Annotated in this window: 17 protein-coding genes; 11 read left to right on the top strand and 6 right to left on the bottom strand. The window is 30.3% G+C overall.

All coding sequences use genetic code 11. The features are described from left to right. Position 1: 1 nt before the first annotated feature. The 7 genes from mreD (at position 2) to mgsA (ending at position 7,086) form a co-directional block, all read left to right on the top strand. Positions 2–493: a rod shape-determining protein MreD gene (gene mreD, locus OIO11_RS07005; RefSeq protein ID WP_268070721.1), complete on the top strand. Its 492-nt coding sequence runs from the start codon at positions 2–4 to the stop codon at positions 491–493. A 104-nt stretch (positions 494–597) separates the two neighbouring features. Next, the gene (locus OIO11_RS07010) at positions 598–3,588 is read left to right on the top strand and encodes a penicillin-binding transpeptidase domain-containing protein (RefSeq protein WP_442781252.1); all 2,991 of its coding nucleotides are present in this window, start codon (positions 598–600) and stop codon (positions 3,586–3,588) included. 117 nt (positions 3,589–3,705) lie between these two features. Beyond that, a complete protein-coding gene (gene minC / locus OIO11_RS07015) occupies positions 3,706–4,338 on the top strand; it encodes a septum site-determining protein MinC (RefSeq protein WP_268070723.1) in 633 nt (210 codons plus the stop codon). Between the two features lie 14 nt (positions 4,339–4,352). Then, positions 4,353–5,150: a septum site-determining protein MinD gene (minD, locus tag OIO11_RS07020; protein WP_268070724.1), complete on the top strand. Its 798-nt coding sequence runs from the start codon at positions 4,353–4,355 to the stop codon at positions 5,148–5,150. 16 nt (positions 5,151–5,166) lie between these two features. Then, positions 5,167–5,433, top strand: a complete 267-nt coding sequence (minE, locus tag OIO11_RS07025) for a cell division topological specificity factor MinE (protein ID WP_268070725.1) — start codon at positions 5,167–5,169, stop codon at positions 5,431–5,433. 150 nt (positions 5,434–5,583) lie between these two features. Next, entirely contained in the window at positions 5,584–6,702 is a 1,119-nt protein-coding gene (rodA, locus tag OIO11_RS07030) for a rod shape-determining protein RodA (protein ID WP_268070726.1), read from the top strand. Positions 6,703–6,714: 12 nt separating this feature from the next. Beyond that, a complete protein-coding gene (mgsA, locus tag OIO11_RS07035; RefSeq protein WP_268070727.1) occupies positions 6,715–7,086 on the top strand; it encodes a methylglyoxal synthase in 372 nt (123 codons plus the stop codon). Between the two features lie 21 nt (positions 7,087–7,107). On the opposite strand, the gene OIO11_RS07040 is transcribed toward mgsA, so the two are convergent. The 6 genes from OIO11_RS07040 to OIO11_RS07065 all read right to left on the bottom strand — a co-directional run bounded on the left by OIO11_RS07040 (position 7,108) and on the right by OIO11_RS07065 (position 14,263). Then, a complete protein-coding gene (locus OIO11_RS07040; RefSeq protein ID WP_268070728.1) occupies positions 7,108–8,841 on the bottom strand; it encodes an NADH-dependent [FeFe] hydrogenase, group A6 in 1,734 nt (577 codons plus the stop codon). A gap of 17 nt (positions 8,842–8,858) precedes the next feature. After that, entirely contained in the window at positions 8,859–10,754 is a 1,896-nt protein-coding gene (locus OIO11_RS07045; protein WP_326497928.1) for an NADH-quinone oxidoreductase subunit NuoF, read from the bottom strand. Positions 10,755–10,757: 3 nt separating this feature from the next. After that, complete coding sequence (gene nuoE / locus OIO11_RS07050; RefSeq protein ID WP_268070729.1) at positions 10,758–11,246, bottom strand: NADH-quinone oxidoreductase subunit NuoE; 489 nt, start codon at positions 11,244–11,246, stop codon at positions 10,758–10,760. Positions 11,247–11,539: 293 nt separating this feature from the next. After that, entirely contained in the window at positions 11,540–12,058 is a 519-nt protein-coding gene (pssA, locus tag OIO11_RS07055) for a CDP-diacylglycerol--serine O-phosphatidyltransferase (protein WP_268070730.1), read from the bottom strand. A 106-nt stretch (positions 12,059–12,164) separates the two neighbouring features. After that, positions 12,165–13,577, bottom strand: coding sequence for a HAMP domain-containing sensor histidine kinase (locus OIO11_RS07060; protein ID WP_268070731.1), 1,413 nt, complete (start codon positions 13,575–13,577; stop codon positions 12,165–12,167). Then, positions 13,574–14,263 (bottom strand): response regulator transcription factor, encoded by a 690-nt coding sequence (locus OIO11_RS07065; protein ID WP_268070732.1) that lies wholly within the window; start codon positions 14,261–14,263, stop codon positions 13,574–13,576. The genes OIO11_RS07060 and OIO11_RS07065 overlap by 4 nt, the downstream gene beginning before the upstream one ends. 640 nt (positions 14,264–14,903) lie before the next feature. Here OIO11_RS07065 and OIO11_RS07070 point away from each other — a divergent pair. From OIO11_RS07070 to OIO11_RS07085, 4 genes are all read left to right on the top strand, one after another. Next, the gene (locus tag OIO11_RS07070) at positions 14,904–16,016 is read left to right on the top strand and encodes an AI-2E family transporter (RefSeq protein WP_268070733.1); all 1,113 of its coding nucleotides are present in this window, start codon (positions 14,904–14,906) and stop codon (positions 16,014–16,016) included. A 74-nt stretch (positions 16,017–16,090) separates the two neighbouring features. After that, positions 16,091–16,612 carry a cob(I)yrinic acid a,c-diamide adenosyltransferase gene (gene cobO / locus OIO11_RS07075; protein WP_268070734.1) on the top strand — a complete coding sequence of 174 codons (522 nt, stop codon included), beginning with the start codon at positions 16,091–16,093 and terminating at the stop codon, positions 16,610–16,612. 510 nt (positions 16,613–17,122) lie between these two features. Next, positions 17,123–17,647 carry a DUF4912 domain-containing protein gene (locus OIO11_RS07080; protein ID WP_268070735.1) on the top strand — a complete coding sequence of 175 codons (525 nt, stop codon included), beginning with the start codon at positions 17,123–17,125 and terminating at the stop codon, positions 17,645–17,647. A 99-nt stretch (positions 17,648–17,746) separates the two neighbouring features. Beyond that, positions 17,747–19,330, top strand: a complete 1,584-nt coding sequence (locus OIO11_RS07085) for a glycoside hydrolase family 57 protein (protein ID WP_268070736.1) — start codon at positions 17,747–17,749, stop codon at positions 19,328–19,330. Positions 19,331–19,432 lie beyond the last annotated feature (102 nt).

Below are 19,432 nucleotides of genomic sequence, written 5' to 3' on the forward strand. Positions count from 1 at the left end.
TATGAAGAAGATATTTACAGTAATACTTTTGTCAATTTTGTTTTTGGTACTGGATAATACCTTTATGCCATTTTTTGCAATAAAGGGTTATTATCCTAGCCTTTTATTTGTATTTGCAATTTGTTATTCTATTATTAATGGAAGTTGGAGCGGTATTTTTTTAGGAATATTTTGTGGGTTATTACAAGATATTTATTTAACTGATTCTTTAGGAATTAATATGCTTTTAGATATGGGGATGTGTTTAATTGCTAGTAAAATAGGAAAAAACATATTTAAAGATAAATCTTTAGTTCCAATTGGAACTTGTTTTTTACTTAGTTTGGTAAAAGGAATTTTTATATTTGTTATTCTCTATATATTAGGACAATATATAGAGATAAAAGGAACATTATTTATAAGTGTATATAATATGATAGTGGCGATTTTCATGTACAATAGATTATATAAGCTTTGTCAAAAGGATTTTATGGTTAAAAATTGGAGATTTTAAAGTGGTGATATAATAAAATGAGTAAGGTTAATATGCTAAAAACAAAAAAAGTTAAGAAAAGTAAAGATAAGAAATTTAATAGGTATACAGCATTAGTGAGTGTTATGTTCTTTATATTCTCTTTGATTATTTCTAAGTTAGTATATTTGCAAATTTTTCAAGCTGATTATTATGTAGAGCAAACTAGTAAAAAATCCATTAGAAGTATACCTATTGAACCACCAAGAGGAAACATAATTGATTCAAAGGGAAAAATATTAGCAGAAAGCAGGCAAGGATATACTCTAGTTTTTACAGAAACTGATGAAAGTAAAAAAAAGTTTTTCTCTACTATGCTTAAGATTTTTCAAATACTTGATCAGAATGGGGAAGCTCAGAGAGATGAATTTGAACTTAAAATCAGCCCTTTTAGATTTGAATTTGGAAGCGAAAATCCAAATACTCGAAGATGGATGGAGTTGAGATTTAAGAAAGACAGGGGTATGGATGAAAAAGTCAGAAGAGAACTTTTCAAAAATAAAAAAATAGAAGAGCTAACCGAGGAAGATAAAAACAAGATTGATGAGGAACTGTTAAAAAAGACTCCGGAAGGAACTTTTAACTACCTGTTAGATTTATATAATATTAATGCTGAAGAAAATAAATTAGTATATACGGATCTTTTTAATAAGATGAAAGGCAGCCAGGCTAAAGGTACGGAAACTTTAGAGAAGTATTTAAAGCAGTATAAGATAGATACTAAAAATAAAGAAGAGGAAAAGATATTTGCTGATTTATTTAAAGAGATGCCAGAAGAAACCTTTAATCATTTAGTTCAGCTTTATAATATTAAAAAAGATAGATATTCTTTAGAGTTAAAAAGAAGATTGATGCTTGTAAAGGATGCTATCAAGAAGCAGAGTTTCAAAGGATTTAAACCAGTTGAAATTGCTACAAATATCAAGAAAGATACGGCATTTATATATATGCAGAAGTATGATGAACTTCCAGGTATAGAGGTAACTGTAGATCCAGTAAGAATTTATCCTAACAAGGAATTAGGTTCTCCATTTTTAGGTTACTTATCCAAAATAAATCCAGCTCAACAAGAAAAATATGAGGAAAGAGGATATGATACAAGCACAGATTATATAGGTGCATCAGGTATTGAAAGTTCTTTTGAAAGTACACTGAGAGGGTCAAAAGGAACGAAAATTGTACAGATAAATAAATATGGTAGAATTATGAAGGAACTTGGTAGGAAAGAACCTTATCCTGGTAAAACTGTGCAGTTGACTGTAGACAGTGAGTTGCAAAATACTGCTGAAAAGACACTTGACCAAGTTATGAAGAATTTACAGGCTCAAGGGAGAGTTGAGGATGTTGATACAACAAATGCAACAAGAGGTGCTGCTGTTGCTATTGATGTAAATACTGGTAAAGTACTTGCGTTAGCAAGCAAACCAGGGTATGATCCTAATTTGTTTGCAGTACCTGGACGGTTGACTCCAGAACTACAAGCTGAATATTTTAATCCTGACTTAAAAGTTTTTGGTGAAGCGTATGCTAAAAATTTATTAAATCGAAATGGTATAGCAAGAGATGCTTATCAAAATAAAAATCTTAATGATATTATACAAAGATTGTTTCCTTTAGATAAAACCATAAAAAATAATACTACCATAAGACAGGATAGATATGATATATATCCTAAACCGTTATATAATTATGCTACAAAGAGTCTTATACCACCAGGTTCTACCTTTAAACCACTTGTAGGGGTTGCAGCTTTGGAAGAGGGAGTATTAGGACCTAATGAAACTATCTATGATGGTCTCATTTACACAAAACACGGTTATAAAGGTAAAGACTGGAATAGTTATAGTTTTGGAAATGTAACTGTGGCAAAAGCTATCGAGAAATCTATAAACTACTTTTTCTTTGAAGTTGGAGATAGATTATTTCAGACTAAAAAGTATAATGGAGGATTTGATGTTATAGCACATTATGCTTGGAAATTTGGACTTGGAGCTCCAAGTGGAGTTAAGCCAGCAACAGGGATAGAAATTCCAGAAAAATTCGGTCAAGTATATAATTTAGAATCAGGTAGAAGAATTTTTTCAGCTCTTTACATGAATTCTTTAATTAACTTTTTACAAAAGGGAACGGACACAAGAACACCTAATTATAGAAATCATTATATAGGTGTGGATATAACAGAAAGTGAAAAGGATAGTAATAAAGTTAAAAAATTAAAAGAGAAGCTTAGAAATAGAATTTTAGAAGAAATGCAATATAAAGCCAAAGGTACGTCTGATATAAAAACTATGTTTTTAGAACTTTCAAACAACGATCTGGATTTGAAGAAAAAATATACTGATGGATATAATCAATATTCTAAAAATTATGCTGGAGATGCTAGCAAGAAGATGATTTTTGAGGCATATGCTGCAAATCAAGTAGAACAAGCATGGATGGCAGCTGTTTATTCTATAGATGATGCTTATTTCAATATATATAACCAAAACAATGTGTATGATGCATCAATAGGACAGGGTACAAACCAATTTACACCACTTCAGTTAGCTAATTATATGGCAACCCTTGTTAATGGAGGAAACAGATATAATGTGCATTTAGTTGATAAAATATTAGATCAGGATGGAAAAGTGGTAAAGGAATATAAACCTGAGGTTATAGAAAAAATAAAAATTAAAGATGCTAATCTGAATGTTGTTAAAGAAGGAATGAGAGATGTTACTAGTGGAGATGGTACAGCTCGTACTGCTTTTGAAGGGTTTCCTATATCAAATGGTGGTAAAACAGGTTCGGCTACATTTGCTAAAATACAAGATGAATTTGGAAGAACATCTTACGGTTTCTATGTAGGATTTGCACCTTTTGAAAAGCCAGAGATAGCAGTATGCGTCGTAATATTTGATGGTGGACACGGTGGATACGTAGCTCCTGTTGCAAGAGCGATTTATGAAAAATATTTTGAAGAAAGATTGAAAAAAGAATATCCAGAGTATGTTCCTAGATATAATTTCAGTATTCAAAGTAATGGACAACAAGAAAAAACAGAATCAGCAGTTGAAATAAATGTTGAAAGATAAAAAACTAGAGAAAACCAGATAAATATTTATCTGGTTTTTAAATTTATTTTCATAAATTGAAGGATTTATAAAAAAAATGTTGAAATATTAAAATAGGGACATTTATGGAGGTTTGGTATGGTTAAGGACGGTATAATAATAAAAGGTAATAAAGACGGATTAAATGCAGTTATAGACATGAATAAATTTAGAGATTTTCAAGAAATGCTTGAAGAGTTTTTTAATAAATTATCAGTGGGAAAGAGATTTTATAGAGGAGCCACCATAAAAATAACAACTCAACTGAAAGATCTTAGTGAAAGAAATTTAATAAAACTAAAAGATATATTGTTTGAGGAATTTTTAATAAAAGATTGTATTTTTGAAGATAAAGAAGAGGCAAAATTTAAGGTTTTTTCTGGTATCTATGAAGGGCGTACCAAGTTTTATCGTAAGACCTTAAGAAGTGGTCAAATTATCAGATATGGAGGAAATGTTGTAATAATTGGAGATGTAAATCCAGGATCTGAGATTTATGCTGCTGGAAATATAATAGTATTAGGAAATTTAAAAGGAAATGTTCATGCTGGTAATACAGGAAACACAAAAGCTATAATAGCTGCATTCAGTCTTCAACCTAAAATACTTCAAATAGCTAATGTGATGACTAGGGCTCCAGAAGATGATGAAAAAACATTTTACCCTGAAGTTGCGAGAATAAAAGACGATACAATAATTGTAGAGCCTTATTTACCTAATAAATTTGTATAATGGAGGAAAAACATATGAGTGAAGCTATAGTAATAACGTCAGGTAAAGGAGGAGTAGGAAAGACAACAACTACTGCTAATATTGGAACTGCACTGGCTTCTCTTGGGAAGAAAGTAGTTTTAGTAGACGGAGATACAGGACTTAGAAATTTAGATGTGCTTATGGGGCTTGAAAATAGAATTGTCTTTACATTGCTTGACGTGGTAGAAGAAAGATGTAGATTAAAACAAGCACTTATTAAAGATAAGAGATTTTCAAATTTATATTTATTACCCACAGCTCAAACTAGGGATAAGAATGATGTTAATACAGAGCAAATGTTAAATCTGGTTAGAGAATTAAAGCAAGAATTTGATTATGTAATTATTGATTGTCCAGCAGGTATTGAGCAGGGGTTTGAAAATGCTATTGTAGGGGCGGATAGAGCACTTATTGTTGTGAATCCAGAGGTTACTTCAGTAAGAGATGCTGATAGAGTTATTGGAAAATTAGATGCTAAAGGTTTAGAGGATCATCAGCTGATAGTCAATAGATTGGACTATGAAATGGTAAAAAGAGGAGATATGCTGGATGTAAGTGATATATTGGACAGTTTAGCTATAAAGTTAATAGGGATTGTTCCAGTAGATGAAGAAATAACTATAGCCACAAATAAAGGAGAACCAGTAGTTTTAAATAGCAAAGCAGCAGCAGGTCAAGCATTTAATCATATAGCTAAAAGGATATTAGGAGAGGAAATACCTTTTGTACCAATAGCTAATATGGAAAGTGGATTTTTTGCATCAATAAAAAGAATATTTAAATTTAAATAGGAGGAGGAGGTATTACATGGATTTATTAAAATTTTTTTCAGGTAAGCCTTCATCTAAAGAGGTGGCTAAGGATAGATTGAAATTAATATTGATTCATGATAGATCTAATATTTCACCTGAACTTTTAGAAATGATGAAAAGTGATATTTTAGAGGTTATATCTAAATATGTAGTAATAGATGATGGCGAGATAGATGTAAGACTAACTAGAACAGAAGAAGTTGAAGAAAGTTCTCCAGCATTAATTGCAAGCATTCCTATTAAAAAAATGAAGGAAAGATAAGATAATATAGTAGTATGATTTACTTTCATAAGCAATTTAAGGATTTCCTACATATGTAAAAAGGTTTAAAAGCTATGTATAAATTAAAAACTTATACATAGTTTTTTTTCATTTATATGATATAATTTTATTTGTATTGGAGGGATAAACGTGCTTGAAAAATTAAAGATAAGTAAGAAATTGCTGAGAGAACTAGATTATGGTATTGTAATTATAACAATTCTTATAGTACTATTTAGCTGTGTTAATATATACAGTGCAACTTTTAGAAACTTAGGGATGTTTTTTGCCAAGAGACAGTTGATTTGGCTTTGTGTAGGAAGTTTTGTAGTATACATTATTTTATTAATTGATTATGCTTTAATAGGCAACTATGCTTCCATAATATATTGGGCAGGAATTGTATTATTGGTATTAAATGATACTATATTAGGAAGTGTTCATAAAGGTGCCAATTCATGGATAAGTGTAGGTGGAATATCAATACAACCATCTGAATTTGCTAAGATTGGAATGTTAATAATGCTGGCAAAGCAATTAGATGATATGGAGGGTAAAATTAACGAGCCTGAAAATTTTTTTAAGTTAACATTTTATGCAATTTTACCTATGATTTTAATAGTTATACAACCAGATATGGGAATGACAATGGTAACATTTTTTATAGTCCTTGGAGTTTTCTTTATTGCTGGACTTGATTTAAAGGTTATCTTTGGAGGACTAGGAGGAATTTTATGTCTCATTGCAATTATATGGAATTCTCCTTTAATGAAGACCTATTGGAAATTAAGATTAAAATCATTTATTAATCCGTCAGCTTATGAGCAAGGAATGAGTTTTCAACTTAATCAATCCTTAATGGCTATAGGATCTGGGAAAATAGTAGGGCAAGGTTTTACCCATGGACTTCAAATAGCTGGAAATAACGTTCCAGAGGCTCATACTGATTTTATTTTCGCTGTTGTTGGTAATGAATGGGGGCTTGCTGGAGCAGTATTTTTATTATTCCTTTATGGATTGCTTATATATAAGTTTATTAAAACAGCTAAAAATTCAAAAGATATATTTGGTACTGTAGTAACAGTAGGTGTTACTTCAACATTTTTATTCTCTATATTTCAAAATATAGGTATGACAGTTGGACTTATGCCAATTACAGGTATAACTCTGCCATTAATGAGTTATGGTGGAAGTTCTATACTTTCTAGTTGCATATCCATAGGAATGGTTTTAAATATAGGTATGCGAAGGAAGAAAATTAATTTTTAGGGGGGAAAGATTATGAAGATAGCTTTGATAGCACATGATAACAGGAAAGAAGAATTAATCGATTTGGTAAAAAGATATAGAAATATTTTTAAAGAGCATGAATTATTTGCAACAGGTACAACAGGTAAGCTAATAGGTGAAAAGGTAGAATTAAACGTTCATAGATTTTTATCTGGACCTTTAGGTGGAGATCAACAAATAGGAGCAAGAGTATGTACTGGAGAAATGGATATGGTTATTTTTTTAAGAGATCCTCTAACAGCACAACCTCATGAGCCGGATGTATCTGCTCTTTTAAGAATCTGTGATGTTCATGGTATTCCACTTGCTACAAATGTGGGAGCAGCTGAAGTTTTTGTAAAAGCACTTATGACAAAAAGATAAGAAAAGTGCTAAGCACTTTTCTTATCTTTTTTGAAAGTGAGTATGAAGAAGCTGGTGAGCTTTTTCACCATAAGGTTCTCCTAAAAGTTCACTATACAATTTTTGTATAGATGGATTTTCATGAGATTTTCTGTATTGTTTATTTACATCTTCTTTATAAATGGCATCAATTCTCTTATGAAGTATTGATGTATTACCATAGATATATGGCTGACCTCCCCCACCAATACATCCACCAGGACATGCCATTATTTCAATTAGATGATAGTTAACTTTTCCTTCTCTAATATTATCAAGCATTTTAACAGCATTCCCAAGTCCATTTGTTACAGCAACATTTATGTCCATATCTTTTATTTTAATTGAAGCTTCCTTAACACCTTCATAACCTCTTACAGAATTAAATTCTAAAGGTGGACCAGATTCACCAGTTATCCATTCATAAGCTGTACGAACAGCAGCCTCCATTACGCCGCCAGATGCTCCGAAAATAACAGCAGCTCCAGTAGATTCACCAATAGGATTATCAAAATTATCATCTTCTAAAGAAAGAAAATCAATTCCAGCTTCTTTAATCATTTTTGCTAATTCTCTTGTACTTAATACTATATCAACATCACGAACTCCGTTTACTTCCATTTCTGGTCTTGCAGCCTCATATTTTTTAGCAAGACAAGGCATGATGGAAACAACGACGATGTTCTTAGGATCTATATTCATTTTTTCAGCAAAGTATGTTTTGGTTATTGTTCCAAACATTTGATGGGGTGATTTACAAGTGGAAGGAATATCTAATAAATCAGCAAAGCGATGTTCAAGTAAATTTATCCAAGCGGGACAGCAGCTTGTAAGCATAGGTAGTCTTCCACCATGTTCTAATCTGTGAATGAATTCAGCAGCTTCTTCCATTATTGTTAAATCAGCGCCGAAATCTGTATCAAATACATAATCAAAACCTAAAGCACGAAGTGCAGCTACCATTTTGCCTGTAACTAATGTTCCAGGTTCTAAGCCAAATTCTTCACCTAGGGCAGCTCTTATGGCAGGAGCTGTTTCAACAACAACAATTTTATCCTTGGCATTTATTGCATCCCAAGTATTTGGAATAAAATTAACTTCTGTCAAAGCAGCAGTAGGACAAACGGCTACACATTGACCGCAGAAGGTACAATTACTTTCAGCAAGAGACATATTAAAAGCAGGTGCAACTACTGTATTAAAACCTCTATTAATTCCACTCAGTACATTGCACATTTGAACATCGTTACACATTGTTTCACAGCGTCGGCAGAGAACGCATTTATCCATATTTCTAATTATGGAATAACTTGAATTGTCCGTTGGAAAATTAGTTGTTTTACCTTCGTATCTAATTTCACGAATTCCAAGTTCTGCTGCTAAGGATTGAAGTTCACAGTGCATATTTTTTTCGCATAATAAGCATTCTTTTGGATGGTCAGATAGAAGGAGTTCAACAACAGCTCTTCTTGCTTTTATAGCTCTTATGGAATTTGTTTTAATGTTCATAGCATTTGTTACTGGAGTTGAACAGGCTGGTGCCAAGTTTCTTCTTCCTTCTACTTCAACAACACAAACTCTACAGGAGCCTGGGTCATTTATTGTTCTATCATCATGAAGCTTAAAATGACACAAAACTGGTATATGAATATCAAGCTTTTCAGCGGCTTTTAATATTGTTGTTCCTTCTTCTACTTGAACTTCCCTATCATTTATAGTTAAAGTTACTAAACTCAAAGTATTCACCTCTTTTGTTATTTTTTTATAATTGCATCAACAGGGCATACATTATAACAAGTTCCGCATTTTATACATCTTTCTTGATCAATGACATGTTTTTTTCTAACCTCTCCAAGAATACAGTCTACAGGACATTCTTTAGCACACTTAGTACATCCTACACATTTATCAGTTATCTCAAATCTCAATAGACCTTTGCATACTCCAGCAGGACAGTGATCATCTTTTATATGGGCTTCGAATTCATCCATAAAGTATCTCATGTTGCTTAAAATAGGATTAGGTGATGTTTGACCAAGACCACATAACGATGTATCTTTTATAATTTGACTAAGTTCTTTTAAATTTGTTAAATCTACCTCTGTTGCTTTCCCTTGAGTTATTTTATCAAGCAACTCATATAAACGAGTATTTCCTATTCTGCAAGGAGTACATTTTCCACAAGATTCGTCGAGAGTGAATTCAAGATAAAATTTTGCAATATCAACCATACAATTATCTTCATCCATAACAATCATACCGCCAGAACCCATCATGGAACCTATAGCATTAAGTGATTCATAATCTATAGGAGTATCCAGAAGGGAAGCAGGAATACATCCGCCAGAAGGTCCTCCTGTTTGAACTGCTTTGAATTTACGACCATCTTTGATTCCACCCCCAATATCGTATATTATTTCTCTTAAAGTAGTTCCCATAGGAACTTCTACTAATCCAACATTATTTATTTTACCTGCAAGGGCAAAGACTTTAGTACCTTTTGAAGTTTCTGTTCCAATTGAAGTAAACCACTGTACACCTTTGTTTATTATTGCTGGAATATTTGCGAAGGTTTCTACATTGTTTACACTGGTTGGTTTATTCCAAAGCCCTTTTTCAGCAGGGAATGGAGGTTTATTTGTAGGCTCTCCTCTGTAGCCTTCTATGGAATTAATTAATGCAGTTTCCTCTCCGCATACAAAGGCGCCAGCTCCATATTTCAGTTCAACATCAAAACAAAAATCTGTTCCCAAAATATTATCACCTAGAAGTCCGTATTCACGTGCTTGCTCGATAGCTATTTTTAGTCTGTCTATAGCAAGAGGATATTCTGCCCTTATGTAAATAAAGCCTTTTGATGCGCCTATGACATATCCGGTTATTGCCATTGCTTCTAGAACGCTGTGAGGGTCTCCTTCTAAAATTGAACGATCCATAAAAGCTCCTGGATCACCCTCATCTGCATTACATATAATATATTTTTGGTCAGCTTCATATTGCTTGGCAAGAGCCCATTTTTTCCCGGTAGGAAACCCACCGCCGCCTCTTCCTCTTAGACCGGAATCTGTTATTAATTGTATAACTTCATCTGCAGACATGGAAGTAAGAACTGTACCTAATGCCTTATATGCCTCAGCAGCAATAGCTTCGTTGATATCTTCTGGATTTATTAACCCGCAGTTTCTCAAGGCTATTCTGTATTGTTTCTGATAGAAGGACATTTCATCCTGTCTTTTAACTTTTTGTTTTAATGTTGGTTCTTCATATAACAGTTCTTCTACAATATTGCCATTCATTAGATGCTGTTCAACTATTTTTTTCACATCTTCAGGTTTAACATGCACATAAAAAACATTATCAGGGTCTACCTTTACTATAGGTCCTTTTTCACAAAAGCCAAAACATCCAGTTATGTGAACCTTTACAAGATCTGATAATCCTGCATTATTAATTTCAGTGTTGAGATTATTAACAATATCTTGACTATCTGATGATTTGCAGCCAGTTCCACAACATACTAGAATTTCTCTTTTGCATTTTTTATTTTCAACCAGCACTTCATCTTCATGAGATACAATTCTCATTTTCAAAAGTTCTTTAAATGTATCATGTTTTTTTAAAAGTTCTTCGAAGGATTTAATTTTATTCAAGATTTAAACCTCCTTATCTGAATAAGATTCTAATAATTTTTTTACATCTTCTTTTTTAAAGTGACCGTAAACTTTATTATTAACTGTGACTACTGGGGCAAGTCCGCAAGCGCCAACACATCTTAAAACCTCAATTGTAAAATTCCCATCTTCAGTAGTTTCACCAGCTTTAATCTTCAATCTCCTTTCAAATTCTTCCAGAATAAGATTGGCTCCTTTTACAAAACATGCAGTTCCCATACAGATATTTATTACATATTTTCCTCTAGGTTCAGTTGTAAAGTATGAGTAAAATGTTACTACACCATATACTTTGGCTACGGGTACGTTGAGTCTGTAAGCAACATAGCTTTGTACTTCCTCCGAAAGATAGCCGAAGATTTCTTGTGCCTTATGCAGTACTTCAATTAAAGAACTTTGATTATTTGGAACTTTATCAATAAATTCATCCAGCATTTTAAATTTTTCATCTTTTATATTATTTGAGCACACAAATTATACCTCCTCACATTTCATAAGAATTGTAAAGTCTCTGGATTAGTTAAAAGTACATGAAAATTTTGATTACATTCTAACACTACAGAGGTGCATTAAATAGGGGGTATGACTGAATGGAATATATTACAAGATTAAATAACATAAGTGGATAAAAATTATATGATTAGAAAAAAGCACTATCAGCATTATTCAAATTCAATAATGTTGATAGTGCTTTTGCATATTTAATTTTATTTATGAATATATTTTTAATAATTCTTCATTAACTTTATTTTGGGGACATATATTTATACTTTTTTTATTTGAAATTTACTTACCATTAGATAAGATAAAATTATAACTAAAAATATTGTTATTCCTGCATACATTCCCTTATTTAAAGTTATTAAACAATATAAAGCTAACAGCATACCGGCAGCTGTAATTGGAATACCTGAAAATACTCCGTCAAAAGAGGTAATGTTATATCTAGCAAGTCTGTATGCTCCCGCAATAGGAAAAATTAAAACAAGAATATATCCAGTTAATCCAAGGTACTGAAAGCTGTTAATGTTAAAGACCAGAATAGATGGTGCTACCCCAAAGGATATAAGATCAGCTAAAGAATCTAATTCCTTTCCTAATTCACTAGAAACATTTAAATACCGAGCCACACGACCATCATATCTATCCATTAATCCAGCTAATATTATACAGTAGCATGCCAAAGTATAATTTCCTTGAAAACTCATTATTACAGATAGAATTCCAAAAGCTAAATTACTTAGAGTAAAAGCGTTAGGTATAGCATTTTTAATCTTAACCATTATTTATCACTCCTAAATATTAATACCTTTAATTATAGAATATCAGCTTTATCTTATATTAGTCTTATCAAAATCTTAAATCAATCTTAAATCTAATATTTCCATCTTATTTTTTTAAGGTGATTGTAAATATACATCCCTTATCAGTATCTGTTTCTAACTCAATAGTTCCACCTTGTTTTTGTATCAGGGTTTTGGTTATGGCAAGTCCGAGTCCAGTCCCACCACTTTTATAATTTCTTGCAGAGTCTACTCTTACAAAAGGCTCAAAAATATCTTTTGAAAGGTTTTTTGATATTCCTATTCCATTATCTTTAACGACAATTTCTAATGAGTGTAAAGTTTCTTTAACTACTATATCCAGATTTATATAAGGGGAATTATATTTTATAGCGTTTATTAAAAGATTACTTATGGCCCTGTCCATACTTTGGGAATCAAAATATATAAAAATATTTTTTTCTGGTATATCAAAATTATAATTGATATGTTTCTCTTCCATTTGAGGAATATAGAGGGCAATAAGCTCTCTTAAAAATTCGCAAATATCTTTTTTTATAAGATTAAGATTAAAATCAGTACTTTCAAACTTAGAAAACTCAAATAAATCTTTAATTAGATTGTTGGCTCTTATGCTGTTATTTTCTATAACAGTTAAGTATTTAGTTCTTTCTTTATTTGATATTTCTGGATTTTTTATAAGTAAATCTGAGTATCCTATGACACTTGCAAGAGGATTTTTAAGGTCATGAGATATATCCATGATAAGTCTTCTACGATTTTTTTCAGACTTTTCTTTAAGATTTTTTTCTTCTTCTATTTTTGAAGCCATCAAATTAAAGGCGTCCTTTAAATCACCAAATTCATTTTGTGATTTTAAATCAATTCTGGTGGAATAATCTCCTTCTGTAATTCTTTTAACTCCATTTAGTAATATTTTAAGAGGAGCAACAAAGTTTTTGGAAGTTAACCTGGAATAAAGAAGAATGCCCAATACAAGAATTATTAAATAAAAAAATACAACAGATTTTATAACAAAGTCAGGTTTGATTTTTGAGTCTTTATTATATAAGGCTTGTAAATTTTTATTTGGTATAACAACTACTAATAAGAAATCTTTGTTTTTATTATAAGCAAAGCTGTATATATAGTCATTTTCGTATTGAAAATTATCTCCGCTGTTTATTAGCATTTTATAATACTGTTCTTTTGTATATTTCTTTTTATTTTCAACAGAAATTCCTTTTGTATATATTACATTTAAATCCTTATCGATTATCTCTATAAATCCATTAACTCTCAGTATTTCTGAAACATTTATAGTTTTATAGTCATTTCTTATTATTTGAGAAGCTATTAGTTTGGTTTCATCAACGTTTTTGATAGAAATACTGGTAACATAAATTGTTATTACTAAAGATACTAAAAGTATAAAAGTCATTAAGAAATATAATAATACATAGTTCTTTAAAAGTAAGTTTGCAATTTTTCTTTTTCTTTTTTTCTTTTGAATTTTCATGGGTGTACCTTTTCAAATTTATACCCTATACCTCTTACTGTTTTTAAGTACTTAGGAGATTTAGGGTTGTCCTCAATTTTATCTCTAATATGACTTATATGTACCATTATGGTATTATCATCACCATAATAAGGTTCTTCCCATACGGCCTCATATAGTTGTTTCTTAGTATATACTTTACAGGCATTTTCCATAAGAAGTTCTAAAATTTTGTATTCTTTAGGATTTAATTCAACGATTTCTTTACATTTAAACAATGTAAAACTGTCTTTATTCAGGGTTAAATCACCAATGATTAGCAAATTATTTACATGACCATTTGTATATTTATAGTATCTTCTTAGTTGAGCTGCTATTCTGGCTATTACTTCTATAGGGCTAAACGGCTTTACTATATAATCATCGGCACCTAGGCCAAGACCTAAAATTTTATCTGTATCATCCACTCTTGCAGTTAGGAATATAACGGGTATTTCACTAACCTCTCTGATTTTTTTCAGAACTTTAAAACCATCTATCCCAGGCATCATAACATCAAGCAAAGCCAAATCTATGTGTTCATTGTTAAATATTTTCAAGGCTTCAAGACCATCTTCAGCTTGAAATACTGTATAGTCTTCTTTACTTAAATGAAGTTCTAAGAGCTCTCGAATATCTTGTTCATCTTCAGCTAGCAGTATATTCATTAAATTCACCTACCTTAAAATTGACAGTAATAAAATGTTTAACATTTACTTTTATAATATAGGAAAAAGAGGATTTAGTAAACAGTAGAATAAAATTGTGAAGCAATTTTATTCTAGTAACCAGTCGCCAATCCCCAGTCACCAGAGAAGGATGTTTTGCTAATGCAAAACTAAAATTAAAATAAAGCAAAATAGACTTAAAGTAGATATAATCTATCTTTAAGTCTATTTTAATTTATTTTTATCTAATTGTTCTTAATTGCTTTTATCTTTTTTCTTTACTCTGGGGATTGGTGATTGGCGACTGGGAAATATAAGAATGATACAGAAATATTTTAAATACAAGTAGTGTTTTTAAAAATCTTTCTTAAGGTGTTGAATTATCCTGACCATATATATTATAGTTATATATAATGAAAAATGAAGAGAGGATAATTAAATGATAAGAAAACTAAAAAAAAGTTAGTGAGGATGGAAGGGCAACACAGGATACGATAAAAGTTAATTCTGAAACAAAAAAATATAATTAAATGTGATAAGATTATATATAATCAGGAGTTGATAATATGGAGAAGAACTATTTGACAAATGCTATGAATTTGTCAAAGAAGTTTCATTTTATTATTAGGAGGATAAATAATTGTTTAAAGATGAGAAAATCCCTTATAGAAATATTTTGGTTTTAGTTATAATTTCATATATATTGATAAAACTTATAGATAATTATGAAGCTATATTTGGAGTTATAAATAGCTTTGTTTCTATGTTGGCACCTTTTATTTTTGCTTTTGTAATAGCTTATATATTGAATCCAATTCTATCTTTTTTAGAAAAAAGATTTCACTTGAAAAGATCTATGAGTATTGCAATAACTTATATTGTAATACTTAGTTTGATCCTTATCGTTTTCATTATATTATTACCTAAAGCGGCATATAGTTTAGCTGATTTAGTGGATAATCTACCTCAATTTACTCATCAAACACAGCAGTGGATAGATAATTATATTTCAAATTCACATCTTTTAAGTAACATAAGGATGAAAGCTTTAAAAAATAGCAATATTACTCCAATTATTCCTAAGATGACTAATGCTTTAAAAATGATTTTAGATATTATTTTTGATAAGACCATATCAATTACAGTTTCTCTAATTAACGTTATATTTGGACTTATAATATCAATATATGTACTTTTTGACAAAGAGAAGATAATAAAAACAATACAAAAATTTATATATATAATTTTAAAAAGAAATAATGGAGATATAGTTATAGATCTTTTAAAAAATATCCATAGTATGTTAGGGATTTGTATAGGAAATAAAGCATTTGATTCTATGATTATAGCCAGTATTTGCTTTGTAGCGCTCACAGTATTAGGATCACCATACACATTATTGATAACAATAATAGTTGGAATTACAAATATGGTTCCCTATTTTGGACCTACTATAGGAATGATAGTAGCATTTATAATAAATCTTTTCTTTAATCCTTTTAAAGCTGTTAAGATTTTAATATTTTTATTTTTCCTTCAGCAGTTTGATTCATGGTACTTGGATCCTAAATTGGTAGGAAACAGAGTTGGACTTAGTCCATTTTTGGCGATTTTTGCAATAACCATAGGTGGAAGCTTATTTGGAGTTATAGGAATGCTTTTAGCTGTTCCTACAATGGCTGTAATAAAGATTTATGTAGAAAAAATACTTGTAAAGTATTCTGAGAGTGATAAGGAAAATAGTGCTGCTTAAGATTATATTAAAAATATTGGGATGAAAATTATAGGATTAATTTATTAAAGAAGAGTTTAAAAGGAGAGGGTCTTATGAAGAATGATAAGGGATATATTCATATTTACACAGGAAATGGTAAAGGAAAAACTACCTGTGCATTAGGACTTTCGTTAAGAGCTGTTTGTGCTGGAAAAAAAGTTTTCTTTGGGCAGTTTGTAAAAGGAATGAAATATAGTGAGCTTGATGCGATAAAATATTTACCAAATTTTAAGATGAGGCAGTATGGGAGAAACTGTTTCGTTTATAATAATCCTGCTGAAGAAGATATAGAAACAGCTAAAAATGGACTTTTAGAAATGGAAAATATTTTAGCAGATGGTAAATTTGACTTGGTAGTTATGGATGAATTAAACATAGCTCTTTATTATAAATTGTTTTCAGTAGAAGATGTTATAAAGGTTTTAGATAAAAGAAAAGAAAATGTGGAAATTATAATTACAGGAAGATATGCACTAAAGGAGCTTATAGATAAAGCAGATTTAGTTACAGAAATGAAGGAAATAAAACATTATTATAAAAAAGGTGTTCAGGCAAGGACAGGAATAGAAAAATAATAACTTAAGCTATTAAAACAACTATATATAAATGAAATAATATAACTTTCTAAAAAATATAGCCCATAAAATTTTAAAACGTGCTAATCAGTAAAGATTAGCACGTTTTTGTGTGTAGAATTAATAATATTTCAAATTATAAAGTGATAGTATATTTCATTACAAGAATTGTGCTGGCATCTTTCAGCAATACAGTTTTTTGTATTCAAATCATAAATTTTAGAGTTGTTCTGTTTATATCCTCTGTAAATTAATATAAATTCTATTATAAGTATAAATATTAATATAAAAAGAAGCTTAAAAAAATTAGAATTAATAGTTTTTTTTAGCATAAAAAATCTCCAGAAAAATTATTACTCATATTATTTTATGCAGGGAAGAAAAGTTACAGTATAGAATATTAGGGTAATAAAAATAGCTAAAATAGCAAAAAAATACATTAAATAAGTGACATAAATTCCATTATAAGGTATAATTAAAAAGTAAATAATGGATTAAGAGGTGATAAATGTGAATGAAAATAAAAATTCTTCTATAGTTTTAATGGTACAAAGTGCATATAAAGTATTTTGCTATTATGATATTTCCCCTTTAACAGTGAAAAAATTTGAAGATATATATGGAGAAAATGTGTGGACAAACTCAAAACCAGTTTTGAAGATTTTTCAAGTAGAACAAGGAATAGTTAAAGAAATAGAGACAATTTACCTGGATGCATTCGCAAATAATTGGTATATAAATCTTAATAAGGATGATATTGATATATTCGTTAAACTAGGTAGAATACTACCTGATGATACATTTGTTTCAATTGCATTTTCTAATACAGTAACAACTCCTAAAGATAGACAATCAGATAATAGAGATGTATATTATGTAGATGTTTCTAAACAGTATGAAGAGAATCCTGATACTACACTGCCTACATATAATGAAAGTAACTCTTGCAAAATTAACAGAAATCAGCCCAAGCCTTACCCATTCATGGTTGAAAAAAAAAAATCAGCAAAAGTATATACAAATAGTGTTAGGTGAAAAAAATTATTTTAATGAATATTTTGAAGAATATTTTGATAAAGTATCCAAGGAATATATAGCAGCTTCATCATAACTAAAACTAATGGAGGTATAGATATGGAAAAAGGATATGTTGCATTAATATTACACAGTCATATGCCTTATGTAAGGCATCCAGAAATTGAAGATGCTCTGGAAGAAAGATGGCTTTTTGAGGCGATGAGTGAATGTTATATACCACTTATAAATGCTTTCGACAACTTGATTAAAGATGAAATTCCGTTTAAGATAACTATGAATATTACACCACCTCTTATGGGAATGCTTGAAGATGAATATTTAAATGAAAGATATTTAGAATATATGAATTCATGCATAGAACTTTCAGAAAAAGAAATTATAAGAACTAAAGATGACAAAGAGTTAAATAAATTAGCACATTTTTATAATGAAAGATTCAAAATGATATTAAGAAAATATAAAGAATATGATAATAGATTAATGAATGCTTTTAAAAAATTTGATAAGCTAGGATGCCTTGAAATAATAACTTGCTCAGCAACTCATGCATTACTTCCACTACTTGCAATAAATCCTGAAACTATAAAAGCTCAAATTGCAACAGCTGTTCAATCATACATAGACTGTATTGGACATGCACCTAAAGGCATATGGCTTCCAGAATGTGCGTATACTTATTCTCTTGATACAGTTTTAAAAGAGTATGGATTAACTTACTTTATTTCGGAAAATAAAGCTGTTCTTAATTCTTCGCCTAGACCTAAATATGGAACTTACACCCCTATATCTACACCAAATGGAGTATGCGTCTTTGGTAGAGATATGGAGTCGTCTCAACAAGTGTGGAGCAACTATTTAGGGTATCCAGGAGATTTTAATTATAGAGAATTTTACAGAGACATAGGGTATGAAGCACCTATGGAATATATTGCTCCATATATTAACAGAGCTGGGATAAGGATTGATACAGGAATTAAATATTACAAAATAACAGGTAAAACTGAAAATAAAGAGTATTATGACAGAGAAATGGCAATGAAAAAAGTAAGAGACCATGCAGGACATTTTGCTGATGGAAGAAACAGACAGATAACGTTATCTAGCCAGCAAATGGATGTGCCTCCAATAATAACTTGCCCTTATGATACAGAGTTATATGGACATTGGTGGTTTGAAGGACCTGATTTTATAGAACAATTCATACGTATGGCTTCTGAAGAGTGGACCAATTTCAAGCTGACAACACCATCAGAATATTTAAAACAAAATTCTATGGTTCAGTGCGGCAGTCCTTCACCATCAAGTTGGGGAGAAAATAGTGATTATTCTGTATGGTTAAATCCATCAAATCATTGGATATATAGAGATTTGCATAGGTGTGAACAGTCTATGACAAGGCTTGCCAATACATATAAAGAGCCTACAGATATTCAAAAAAGAGCGTTGAATCAGGCAGCAAGAGAGCTTATGCTGGCAGAGTCTTCAGATTGGCCTTTTATTATTAAAAATAATACTACAGTAGAATACGCTGTAAGAAGAGTAAATACCCATATAGAAAGATTTAACAAACTATATGAAGATATAACAAAAAAATCTATAGATATTAAATGGCTTTCTAATGTTGAAGAAGTAGATAATATATTTCCAAATGTTAATTATGAAATATATAGTAAAATTTAAAACAAATCCCTGTGGACTTAGGGTTCACGGGGATTTGTTTAATATTAAAGTAAAAATGAATATTATGTGCTTTTTATTTTTCATATTATAAATTATAATAGT

The organism is Clostridium sp. ZS2-4, assembly GCF_026719745.1.
GTDB lineage: Bacteria > Bacillota > Clostridia > Clostridiales > Clostridiaceae > Clostridium_H.